Below are 11,635 nucleotides of genomic sequence, written 5' to 3' on the forward strand. Positions count from 1 at the left end.
GGGGCGGATCTCCCCATGCACCCCAGGGGCCTACCCACCCAAAACCACCATCAGTAGGCGCTCTACCTGCACTGATGCGCTAAATCACCGGCATTGCAGGTCAAGGGCACTTTCTGTGTTTCTGATCAACTCTTGGACAGCCCACCTCGTGAAAGCGCGAGGCTAGTCGGCCGACGGGGTCGGAGGGCGGGCGGAGCGACGTGCATCGCCGGGCGTCACTCCGAAGCGCTTCTTGAAGACCCGGCTGAAGTGGGCGGGGTCGGGCATGCCCCAGCGTCGACCGACCAGCAGGACGGGTTCGTCCACCAGCGAAGTCGTCAGGTCTCTGTGCGCCCCCTTGAGTCGTTGCTCGCGCAGGTAGCCGACGATGGTCGTCCCGTCGTTCGCGAAGAGGCGATGCAGGTAGCTGAGGGACACACCGCAAGCGACGGCGACGTCGGCGGGAGCGAGTGCCGGTTCACCGATGTGTCGCACGATGAATGACTTCGCCAGGGATAGATGCACGGACGGCGGGCTCCCCACCGGTCCTTCGTCGGACATGAACGCGACGCACAAACTGACCAGGGCATGCTGAATTGCGACCTGCTGGCTGGGGGCCGAAGGAGCCGTACTGCCGCCGGCCAGTGAGGTGAGCAGCGCGCCGAGTGCTGCGCCGACCCCATCCGAAAGGGGCACGACCCGCGTCGTCCGATCGACGAGCACCTTCTCGGGCAGCGGCAGCAGCCGCTTGGGGAGGAGCCCGATGGTGAACTGGAAGGCTCCTGATGTCGCGAACCGGAACGGTCGCGAACTGTCGTACAGCACGAGGTCGCCGGGTTTCAGAGTCGTCGTCCGCCCGTCCTGCTCCATGTGGCAGTGGTGACCATGGTCCATGGACAAGACGTGAAGGACCTCTAGGTCGCCGGCCCTGATGTCCGACGGGCGTCGTTCGAAGACATGCTGGCTCGCGCGGATCCGCCGCAGCCGGGTCTCGGCGATGGTCACGCCGGCGACGCGACCGTGCAGGTCGCCGACGGTCGGCTGCACGGCAAGAGGGACGAACTGATCACAGACGCTGGAGCGCCAGTAATCCGTCCGCTCTGCGACAGGTCGATTCGCAGTATCGATCTGGAACGAATCCGGCATGGCTCATCGTGTGCTTTTCGCCCCGAACCCGTCAACCCCCGTTCGGGGGTGCTCCGGGGGCGAGATTGTTCGTGTCTGCACTTGCCTTGACCGTGGCAATCCAAACGTGCTCCAGGCCGCTGTCCAGCATTGACGCGGCACTTCGGGGGCCGTTTGCTCCTCGGCCAGGACGTATGTGCATCCGCCTTGGCGGTGACGCCCCCAGGCGTCTCACCTCGTCCGGAACGAAGAACCGCACGAACCGAGAGGAGAGCGGCCGATGGAGTTGCCATCCCGCCGAGCGGTCGAAGACCTTGCCAATGACCTGAGGCTCGGCATCGCCGAGCACGACCTGGACTTCTACCACGCCGCTGCGAGCGGTCTCCTGGGATCGTGGTCGGTCGTCGACGAGCTCTACGAGCGCGAGGTAGCGCCCAAGGCCCCCGAGCGAAGCTGGTCGGAGCCGGCTGACAACCCTTTGGGGGCGTGGTACGTCAGGACTGACCTTCGCACAACCGAGTCCGGCCCGCTGGCGGGCCGCCGGGTCGCGATCAAGGACAACGTTGCTGTTGCTGGCGTTCCGATGATGAACGGCTCGGAGACGGTGCGCGGCTTCGTCCCGAAGGTGGACGCCACCGCGGTCGCTCGCCTGCTCGATGCCGGTGCCACCATCGCTGGTAAGTCCGTGTGTGAAGACCTCTGCTTCTCCGGCGCGTCGCACACGGCGAAGACCGGACCGATCCGCAACCCGTGGGACACCAACCGCACCGCGGGCGGCTCCTCGAGTGGCAGCGCGGCGCTGGTCGCAGCGGGTGAGGTCGATCTTGCCATCGGCGGCGACCAGGGTGGGTCGATCCGCATCCCGGCAGCCTTCTGCGGTGTGGTGGGCCACAAGCCGACCTTCGGCCTGGTGCCCTACACCGGCGGCTTTCCGATCGAGCAGACGATCGACCATCTCGGTCCCATCGCTCCGACGGTCGCCGACGCCGCGGCCATGCTCACGGTGATCGCTGGGGCCGACGGTCTCGACCCGCGTCAGCCCACGGGTGTGACCGGCGCCGACTATGTCGCTGAACTGGACAGACTCGATCGTGGTCTGCGGATCGGTGTTGTCACTGAGGGGTTCGAGCAGGCCAACTCCGACCCGGGGGTCAACGCGGTCGTACGGGCTGCGATCGAGCGTCTGACTGCGGCCGGCCACCTCGCCGAAGAAGTCTCGATCCCATGGCACAAGCACGGTGCCGCGATCTGGGACGTGATCTCGGTCGAGGGAGCGACCTGGCAGATGGTGGAAGGCAACGCTTACGGCCTCAACTGGAAGGGCGCTTACGACCCCGACCTGATGGCTTTCTACGGCGAGCGGTGGCGCCAGAACCCGGCCGCGTTCTCGGAGACGGTCAAACTCGTGGCGCTCGGTGGCACATACGCCCTCCGCAATGGGTACGGCGCGAGCTACGGCAGGGCACGCAATCTTGAGCCGGTCCTCGCGGCCGCGTACGACACCGTCCTTGACCAGTACGACGTCATCGTCATGCCGACCCTCCCGATCACGGCCAGCCTCATCCCCGCAGCCGACGCGGCGGCCGAGGAGATCGTCACGCGAGCTCTGGACATGGTGGCCAATACGGCGCCCTTCGACGTGACCGGTCACCCGGCCTGCACGATCCCCGCCGGCCTGAGCGAGGGCCTTCCCGTCGGCCTCATGGTCATCGCCAAGCGATTCAGCGACGCCTCAGTCCTGCAGGCAGCGCACGCCTTCGAGCAGACGCTCGGAACGCTCAGCCACCCCAAGCACAAGTAAGGAGTGACCCGAATGAACGGTGTTTTCGACCTCGCTGGTACCGACGGCATCGGCCCCGTCGTCGTTCCTGAGCACGAACCGGTCTTCCGCACCGAATGGGAGAAGGCCGTCTTCCCGATGTTCGCCATGTGCTTTCGCGCGGGGTTCTTCGGCGTAGACCAGTTCCGCCACGGAATCGAGCTCATCGACCCGGCTGTCTATCTGAAGTCGCCGTACTACGAGCACTGGGTGCACACCATCGAACACTTCGGCGAGAAGCTGGGCAAGCTCGACATGGCCGAGCTCGACCGCCGGACCGCCCACTACCTGGCCAACCCGGAAGCACCCCTGCCGCAGCACCAGGACGACCCGGAGCTGCTTGCGTTCGTCGAGGCGGTCGTCCCGGCCGGTGCGACCGCGAAGCGTGAGTCCGGCAAGGCTGCTCGCTTCAAGGTGGGCGACATCGTCCGGGTCGACCGGTCGGCTCCGAAGGGCCACACCCGCCGCGCCCGCTACATCCGCGGCGCCGTTGGTGAGGTCGTCCTGGCGCACGGCACGTTCATCTACCCCGACACGGCCGGCAACGGACTCGGCGAGCACCCCGAGCACGTCTACACCGTCCGGTTCACCAACGAAGAGCTCTGGGGTGCTGAGCATGCCGAGCCCAACGGTTCCGTCTATTTCGACGTCTGGGACCCCTACATCGAGCTCGTTGCCCCATCGTCCGCCCCCACCGAAGGAGCTGTCGCATGAGCGCCAAGATCCGTACCCAGGAAGAGATCGCCGCTCGAGTCAAGGCGCTCGAGTCCATGCTCATCGAGCAGGGCGTCATGACGACCCAAGCCATCGACCGCATGGTCGACATCTACGAGCACGAGGTCGGCCCTCAGCTCGGCGCGAAGGTCGTGGCCAAGGCGTGGAGCGACCCGGAGTTCAAGGCGCGCTTGGTCGAGGACGCCTCCGAGGCCTGCAAACAGCTCGGCATCAGCGGTCTTCAGGGCGAGGACATGGTCGTCGTCGAGAACACCGACGACGTGCACAACATCATCGTGTGCACCCTCTGCTCCTGCTACCCGTGGCCCGTCCTCGGACTGCCGCCGAACTGGTACAAGGACCCGCAGTACCGTGCCGCCATCACGCGCGAGCCCCGCAAGGTTCTCAGCGACTCCTTCGGCTTCACCGTCCCGGAGAGTGTCGAGGTCCGCGTCTGGGACTCCAGCAGCGAGATGCGCTACTGGGTGCTTCCGCAGCGCCCGGCTGGCACCGATGGGTGGAGCGAGGCGCAGCTCGCCGAACTCGTCACCCGCGACTCGATGATCGGTGTCGGTGCGGTCGCTCAGGTCGCGTCGTGAGCGCCGCGACCACGGTTCCGGCACCGTACTCCAGTGTCACGACACAGGGGGGGTCCCGCCGCGAGGTGGAGGAGCTCATCTGCGGGATGCCCGTCACTGATCCGAGTGAGCTGGGCTTCGAGTTCCCGTGGGAGATCCGTGCGTTCGCCATGGCGGTCGCCGCCCACAAGACATTGAAGTTCGCCTGGTCCGAGTTCCAGGGCGCGCTGATCTCCTCGATCAAGGCCTGGGAGACCACTGCGGCCGAGAGCGGTGCGAAGTGGTCGTACTACGAGCACTGGGTCACGGCGCTTGAGGACGTCATGTCCCAGCACGGCGTCATGACCACGTCCGACCTCGACCAGCGGGTCGTTCAGGTCATGGCCGAGCCGCCCAACCGCAACCACCACGAGGCCCACACCGAGCCGATCGCCATCGACCCCGCCGCCCCGGCGCGGGTCTGACCCGAAAGGAACCGACGACATGGCACACAGCAATACTGCGGTCGCGAACGAGCCCGTCGTGACCACCGTCCTCAGCATCACGCTCGCCGCGTTCGCCCTCCTGAGCGTCCTTTTCCTCCTGCAGGAGAACGGACTTCTCATCCCGTCCGGGGCTGCGCACTACCTGCACGAGGCCACCCACGACGCGCGTCACGCTCTCGGCGTGCCGTGCCACTGAAGGCAGGTCGACTCCGATGGCCGTGATGCCCGTAGGCCGCACGATCGGCCACGGAGCCCTGGCGGGCGCCGTGGCCGGCGGTGCCGGTGCCGCTGTTCAGTACTGGCTCGTCGAGCCGTCCATCCGCGCTGCGATCGCGATCGAGGACACCTGGTCGGCGGCGGATCACGCCGATCACGGTCACATGTCCGACGTGGTCGTCTCCAGGGGCGAGCAGGTCGGTTTCGGACTGCTTACCGTTCTGGTCGTCGCAACCCTGACCGGTATCGCCTTCGCGCTCGTTCGTCGCTTCCTTGGTGATCGAGTGCCGGGGCGCTCCGCTTCCGGTTCGGCGATCGCTCTCGCTGGACTGGGGTTCGCCGCATTCACCCTCGCACCAGCGCTCGTCATCCCGGCCAATCCGCCGGCGGTCGGTGACCCGGCCACCGTCGACGCCCGGACGGTGACGTACCTCGGAACGATCTTCTGTGCGGTCGTGCTCACGTCAGCGGTGACCTCCCTGGCGCGGGCGAAGCGTCTTGAGCCCGGGCTTCGGGTCGTGGCCGCCACGGCCCTCGCCATTGCCGGCTCGATCACTCTGTTCTGGGTGATCCCTGACGTTGCCGACCCGATTCCCTCTGACGTGCCCGCTCAGCTGATCTGGAACTTCCGGGTTGGCTCCCTGGTCCAGATCGGTCTGATGTGGCTGATCATGGGCGGGGTCTTCGGGTACCTCTCCGAGGCCCTTGCTCGTGCCAGGAGCGGGGTCGGTGCCCGATCTTCCGCTCAGTTCGCTTCCACGTGAGGCGAACATGACCGCGACGTCGGCCCCGAAGACAGATTCCCGCCCCGGCCAGGGTCCGCGGATCAGGATGTGCCGGGGTTGCTGCTGCGGCACCCGGCGCAAGCACCCCGATGTGGATCACGACGGCATTGCCGAGATTCTGGCGCACGAGAGCGGGAGCGACGCAGAGCTGGTGAGCACCGATTGCCTGTGGCAGTGCGGGCTCTCCAACGTCGTTGTTGTCAATCCCTCCGCAGCCGCACGACGCGCGGGCGCCCGACCGGTGTGGATCCAGAAGGTCAACACGCTCGAGCGGGCTCGCGCGATCGCCGAGTGGGTCCGCCAAGGCGGGCCCGGGACGGCCGAGCCACCCGACGATCTCCGGGACGCCACCCCTCGGTCCGCTGTCCACCGCTCGCCCCTCAGCGGCTGGTGACCGCCGGCCGACAAGGCCACCAGTACCCCTTTCACCGGGCACCCGCTCGAAGAGACGGAACATCATGGAATCCGCTATAGACACCCACCTCCAGTGCCCGCGCACGCTGTCGCGGCGCGTCCCCGACAGCTACGAGCCGCCCTTCCCTATGTTCGTGGCCCGCGCGGACAAGTCGCTCCAGCAGGTCGTCATGGCCTACTTCGGAGTTCAGTACGCCGAGGATTCGCAGCGGCCGAAGGCGCTCGCCGCGCTGCGGCACATCGTTGAAAGCTTCGACCTGTCTGACGGGCCGCTCCACCACGACCTGACCGACCACATCGACAACCAGAACCACCACAACCTGATGGCCGTCGCCTACTGGGCGGACCCCGCGGCGTACTGCCGTTGGCTGCGCTCTGACGAGGTCAACGATTGGTGGAGCTCGGACGAGCGCCTCACCGAGGATCTCGGCTACTTCCGCGAGATCGTCGCGCCGCGTGTCGAGCAGTTCGAGACGCTCTACGCCTTCACCGAGGAGTTCCCCGGGATCGGTAGCGTGATGGGCACGTCCAGCGGCGACATCAGCGAGCACGGTTACTGGGGCTCGATGCGTGACCGCATTCCGCTCTCGCAGAACGACTGGATGCAGCCCAACGACGAGCTCACCGTCATCTCTGGTGACCCGTCCCAGCGGCGGCGCGTGATCGTTCGCGGCCACGACAACATTGCCCTGATCCGCTCGGGTCAGGACTGGCGTGCCGCCGGTGAGGCCGAAAGGGGCCTCTACCTCGACGAGATCCTTCCGAGCCTTGAAGCCGGTATGGACTTCCTGCGCGACAACGGCGAGACGCTCGGCTGCTACAGCAACCGCTTCGTCCGCAGCATCGACCTCGACGGCAACGAACTCGACGAGAGTTACAACATCGGACACTGGCGGTCCCTGGACCAGCTCGAGCGGTGGGCGGAGTCGCACCCGACGCACCTGCGCATCTTCGTCACGTTCTTCAAGGTCGTGGCCGGTCTGGAGAAACTTCGCCTCTACCACGAGGTTTCGGTCTCCGACGGCAAGGACCAGGTCTTCGAGTACATCAACTGCCACCCGCTCACCGGGATGATGCGGGACGCCGTCGTGCCGGCGAGCGTCTGAGGAGGACTCCGCTCATCCTGGCCGGTCGTCGGACGGAGCCCGTACTCGGCCCGGCGACCGGCCACCAACTCTCTCCGATCCAAGGAAACGAAGATCCCCATGCCCAACGCCACCGCCGCCCTTCGTGAAGCCCGTGACCACCTGCTGCGTTTGCGCACGTCCTACGACGAGGTGGCGACGAGTTTCCATTGGCCCGACGTCGGCGCGGCCTTCAATTTCGCCTTCGACTGGTTCGACACCATCGCGCGTGGCAACCAGCGGCCGGCCCTCGTGCTGGCCGAGGAGGACGGCTCGCGAGCGTCCTACACGTTCCATGACATGGCGCATCGCTCCGACAAGGTGGCTGCCCACCTGGCGGCGCAAGGCGTACGCCGAGGCGACAGTGTCGTCGTGATGCTGGGCAATCAGGTCGAGCTGTGGGAAAGCATGCTGGCACTCATTCGACTGGGGGCCGTCATCATGCCGACGACCACTGCCGTCGGCACCGCCGACCTTGTCGATCGCCTCGAACGCGGCTCGGCTCGCGCGGTGATCTGCAATCCGGCGGATGCGCACAAGTTCGAGGCCGTCCCCGGCGACCATCTCCGGTTCGCCGTCGGGGACGAGGCCCGGCCGGACGGCTGGCTCCGCTATGCCGACGCCTACGACCTGGCCGATGACGCAGCACGCGCAGCCACTGCTCACCCGGGCAACGCGAGTACGGACCAGCTCCTCCTCTACTTCACTTCCGGCACGACCACTCGGCCCAAGCTCGTGGAGCACACCCACATCTCCTACCCGATCGGCCATCTCTCGACGATGTACTGGCTCGGGCTGCAGCCGGGAGACGTGCACCTCAACATCTCCAGCCCGGGATGGGCCAAGCACGCGTGGTCGAACTTCTTCGCGCCGTGGCTCGCAGAGGCGACAGTCTTCGTCTACAACTACTCACGCTTTGACGCCGGAGCGCTGCTGAAGCAGATCCGCTCGGAGGGGGTCACCACCTTCTGCGCGCCGCCGACGGTCTGGCGCATGCTGATCAGCACCGACCTCAGCGGCGGGCCAGGCAACCTGCGCGAGGCGATCGCGGCCGGTGAGCCACTCAACCCCGAGGTCATCAGTCAGGTCGAGCGACACTGGGGCCTGACGATCCGCGACGGCTTCGGGCAGACCGAAATGACCGCGACCATCGCCAATACCCCAGGGCAGCAACTGAAGGCAGGCTCGATGGGCCGCCCCCTCCCTGGAGTGCCGGTCGTACTTGTCGACACCGATGGTGCGGTCGTGCACGGGCCGGGCGAGGGCGAGATCGGCCTGGACCTCAGCCAGACGCCGCTCAGTCTGATGACGGGATATCAAGGTGACCCCGAGCGCAACGCGGCCGCGATGGAAGGCGGCTTCTATCACACCGGTGACGTCGCGCACCGGGACGCCGACGGCTACATCACCTACATCGGACGTACCGACGACGTCTTCAAGGCGTCCGACTACAAGGTCAGCCCCTTCGAGTTGGAGTCGGTGCTGATCGAGCACCCAGCGGTTGCGGAGGCAGCCGTCGTTCCGGCGCCGGACCCGGTCCGGCTTGCCGTGCCGAAGGCCTATGTCGCGCTCGCTCCTGGGCACGCGCCGGGTGCAGAAGTGGCCGAGTCGATCCTTCGGTACGCACGTGCGCACCTTGCTCCGTATCTCCGGGTGCGTCGCCTTGAGTTCTTCGAGCTGCCGAAGACCATCTCCGGCAAGATCCGGCGCGTCGAACTGCGGCAGCGTGAGAACGAGATCGAAGGAACACGTCCGAGCGGCGAGTACCGCGACGACGACTTCCCTGACCTCAGGAGGTAGTACGGGCGGAGCGGATCGTCCGCCTCGCCTGGGACGGAACCCATTCGGTGCGGTGAAGGGCCATGGCCCTCCGAGTAGTCGCTGTCTGGTCGCTGGGAGCTGACAGCAGCAGGAAGGAAACGACGTTGCCGGCAAATCGCGTGTTGGCTACCGATGAGGCCACGGACCTGATCGCCCTTGTGCGAGACATCTGCGCGAAGGAACTCGCGCCGAAGGCAGTCGAGGCGGAAGCGACAGAGACGTTCCCGCGGGAAGTCTTGGGTGTGCTGGGTCGCGCAGGCGTGCTCGGCCTCCCGTACGCCGAGGAGTACGGAGGGGGCGGGCAGCCGTACGAGGTCTACCTGCAGGCGGTTGAGGAGATCGGTTATGCCTGGTCGAGTGTCGGCGTCGGCACGAGCGTCCACGTTCTGTCGTGCTTCGGGCTCGACACCATGGGAACCGAGGAACAGAAGCGCCGGTGGCTGCCGGACATGCTCGGCGGGGAGCTGCTGGGGGCGTATTGCCTCTCGGAGCCGCACGCCGGCTCGGATCCGGCAGCGATGACCACTCGCGCGGTCCGCGACGGGGACGAGTATGTCCTCACGGGCGCGAAGGCGTGGACGACCCATGGCGGACATGCCGACTTCTACAAGGTGTTGGCCCGCACGAGCGAGAACCGCAACGGCATCTCCTGCTTCCTCGTTCCCGCCGATGCGCCGGGACTGACAGCGGATCCGCCGGAGCGAAAGATGGGCCTTACCGGTTCGGCGACGGCGACCATGCGACTGGACGGTGTGCACGTGCCGGTCGAGCGACGTCTGGGCGAGGAAGGCGACGGCTTGAAGATCGCGCTGGCGGGGCTCGACGCCGGTCGGCTTGGGATCGCGGCGGTGGCTACGGGGCTTGCACAGGCGGCCCTGGACGCGGCGGTCGCGTATGCGCAGGAGCGGGAGACCTTTGGCAAGCGGATCTTCGACCATCAGGGCTTGGCATTCGTGCTCTCCGACATTGCCGCCGCGGTCGAGAGCGCGCGGGCGACGTACCTGGCTGCCGCACGACGCAAGGACCTCGGCCTGCCGTATTCGCGTGAGGCCAGCATCGCGAAACTCGTCGCCACGGACAACGCGATGAAAGCGACGACGGAGGCCGTGCAGGTATTCGGGGGCTACGGCTACACGCGTGACTTCCCGGTCGAGCGATTCATGCGTGAGGCCAAGGTCATGCAGATCTTCGAAGGAACCAACCAGATTCAGCGAATGGTGATCGCCCGCCATCTCGACAAGAAGTAGGAGAGACCCGTGGAAATTCGGGACACCTCGGCCATCGTCACGGGCGGTGCCTCGGGGCTCGGAGCGGCGACGGCGGTGCGACTCGCCTCGGATGGCGCGCGGGTGTTCGCTCTTGACCTCCCCACTGCGATTGCCGGCGCCCCCACCGTCCTCGGTGTCACCTATCTCGGCGTGGACGTGACCGACGCCGAGCAGGTGCGCACCGCCGTGGCCGCGGCTGCCGGGACTGGCCCGCTGCGGACTGTGGTGAACTGCGCGGGCGTGGCGCCAGGGAGCCGAATCCTGAACAAGGATGGCTCTCCGGGTGACCTTGGGCTCTACGCCGAAGTCGTCTCGGTCAACCTCATCGGCACCTATAACGTGCTCGCGTTGGCTGCGGAGCAGATTGCGAAGACCCCAGAGCTTGAGCACGGCTCGCGCGGCGTCATCATCAACACCGCCTCGATCGCAGCGTTCGAAGGCCAGATCGGTCAGGCCGCCTACGCCTCCTCCAAGGGCGGGGTGGTCAGTCTCGGACTACCCGCTGCGCGGGACCTCGCGCAGTACGGTATTCGCGTGTGCACCATCGCTCCTGGCGTCGTCGAGACCCCCATGCTCGCCGGCATCAACGAGGAGTTCCAGAAGACACTCGCAGCGGGCGTGCCATTCCCGAAACGCCTGGCGAGGCCCGACGAGTTCGCGCGGCTCGCGCGATTCATCGTCGAGCACGACTACCTCAACGGCGAGGTCATTCGGATGGATGGCGCGCTGCGCATGGCTCCTCGCTGACAGTCCTGCTCTCCGGCATGGTGTCGGTATGGCAATTTCGGACTTCGGAGCGTGCGGACCGGATGGGCCGCAGGGCTTTCTCGCCGGAGGCGGCGAGGGTGTCGATCAGGCGGGAGACGGTCGGGTCGGAGGCGACCGGGCCGAAGACGGCCGGCTCGCACCGCAGCATCGCGATGTCCGCGAGGCAGTTCCCGCCCAGTGCGACCGCCAGGGCGACGTCCAGGAGGGCCTTGCCGGGATCGTGGACGGCGCGCGGCTTGCGCCACGGAGCCAGAGCCGCGGATATGGCCTGGTCAAGGCCGGTCTTGCGGACCGTTTCGACGAGCAGGACCGAACCGGCCTGGGAGACGACCTGGCGGCCATCGCCCTGGACACGGAGGCGGGGTAGGACCCGAAAGAGCGCTTCACCTGGGAAGTGCCTCCGGCGGTGGCAGGAACAAGGACCTCGACAATCCTCATTCTTGCTGGTCAGAGCAATGCCGGTGATTTAGCGCATCAGTGCAGGTAGAGCGCCTACTGATGGTGGTTTTGGGTGGGTAGGCCCCTGGGGTGCATGGGGA

The 11,635-nt window shown here is 66.7% G+C and carries 11 protein-coding genes and 1 pseudogene; 10 read left to right on the plus strand and 2 right to left on the minus strand.

The window, feature by feature from the left end:
- Positions 1 to 162: 162 nt before the first annotated feature.
- Positions 163 to 1,125 carry an AraC-like ligand-binding domain-containing protein gene (locus tag IE239_RS40605; protein ID WP_190154471.1) on the minus strand — a complete coding sequence of 321 codons (963 nt, stop codon included), beginning with the start codon at positions 1,123 to 1,125 and terminating at the stop codon, positions 163 to 165.
- Between the two features lie 259 nt (positions 1,126 to 1,384).
- Between IE239_RS40605 and IE239_RS40610 the strand changes: the two genes are divergently transcribed.
- The 10 genes from IE239_RS40610 to IE239_RS40655 all read left to right on the plus strand — a co-directional run bounded on the left by IE239_RS40610 (position 1,385) and on the right by IE239_RS40655 (position 11,075).
- Complete coding sequence (locus IE239_RS40610; protein WP_190154472.1) at positions 1,385 to 2,905, plus strand: amidase; 1,521 nt, start codon at positions 1,385 to 1,387, stop codon at positions 2,903 to 2,905.
- 12 nt (positions 2,906 to 2,917) lie between these two features.
- The gene (nthB, locus tag IE239_RS40615) at positions 2,918 to 3,637 is read left to right on the plus strand and encodes a nitrile hydratase subunit beta (protein ID WP_190154473.1); all 720 of its coding nucleotides are present in this window, start codon (positions 2,918 to 2,920) and stop codon (positions 3,635 to 3,637) included.
- Positions 3,634 to 4,236: a nitrile hydratase subunit alpha gene (nthA, locus tag IE239_RS40620; protein WP_190154474.1), complete on the plus strand. Its 603-nt coding sequence runs from the start codon at positions 3,634 to 3,636 to the stop codon at positions 4,234 to 4,236. Before nthB ends, nthA begins: the two co-directional genes overlap by 4 nt.
- Positions 4,237 to 4,322: 86 nt before the next feature.
- Positions 4,323 to 4,679: a nitrile hydratase accessory protein gene (locus tag IE239_RS40625; RefSeq protein WP_190154475.1), complete on the plus strand. Its 357-nt coding sequence runs from the start codon at positions 4,323 to 4,325 to the stop codon at positions 4,677 to 4,679.
- 19 nt (positions 4,680 to 4,698) lie between these two features.
- A complete protein-coding gene (locus IE239_RS40630) occupies positions 4,699 to 4,896 on the plus strand; it encodes a CbtB domain-containing protein (RefSeq protein WP_190154476.1) in 198 nt (65 codons plus the stop codon).
- Positions 4,897 to 4,912: 16 nt separating this feature from the next.
- Positions 4,913 to 5,680: a CbtA family protein gene (locus tag IE239_RS40635; protein WP_190154477.1), complete on the plus strand. Its 768-nt coding sequence runs from the start codon at positions 4,913 to 4,915 to the stop codon at positions 5,678 to 5,680.
- Positions 5,681 to 6,159: 479 nt separating this feature from the next.
- Positions 6,160 to 7,221 (plus strand): aliphatic aldoxime dehydratase, encoded by a 1,062-nt coding sequence (gene oxdA, locus IE239_RS40640; RefSeq protein WP_190154478.1) that lies wholly within the window; start codon positions 6,160 to 6,162, stop codon positions 7,219 to 7,221.
- Positions 7,222 to 7,320: 99 nt separating this feature from the next.
- Positions 7,321 to 9,039, plus strand: a complete 1,719-nt coding sequence (locus IE239_RS40645) for an AMP-binding protein (RefSeq protein ID WP_190154479.1) — start codon at positions 7,321 to 7,323, stop codon at positions 9,037 to 9,039.
- 125 nt (positions 9,040 to 9,164) lie between these two features.
- Complete coding sequence (locus tag IE239_RS40650) at positions 9,165 to 10,307, plus strand: acyl-CoA dehydrogenase family protein (RefSeq protein ID WP_190154480.1); 1,143 nt, start codon at positions 9,165 to 9,167, stop codon at positions 10,305 to 10,307.
- Between the two features lie 9 nt (positions 10,308 to 10,316).
- Positions 10,317 to 11,075, plus strand: a complete 759-nt coding sequence (locus IE239_RS40655; protein WP_190154481.1) for an SDR family NAD(P)-dependent oxidoreductase — start codon at positions 10,317 to 10,319, stop codon at positions 11,073 to 11,075.
- A 34-nt stretch (positions 11,076 to 11,109) separates the two neighbouring features.
- Here the strand turns inward: IE239_RS40655 and IE239_RS40660 are convergent.
- A pseudogene (locus IE239_RS40660) lies at positions 11,110 to 11,483 on the minus strand (transposase); the annotation flags it as partial.
- Positions 11,484 to 11,635: the final 152 nt, after the last annotated feature.

This window comes from Streptomyces humidus (assembly GCF_014649655.1).
Lineage (GTDB): Bacteria > Actinomycetota > Actinomycetes > Streptomycetales > Streptomycetaceae > Streptomyces > Streptomyces humidus.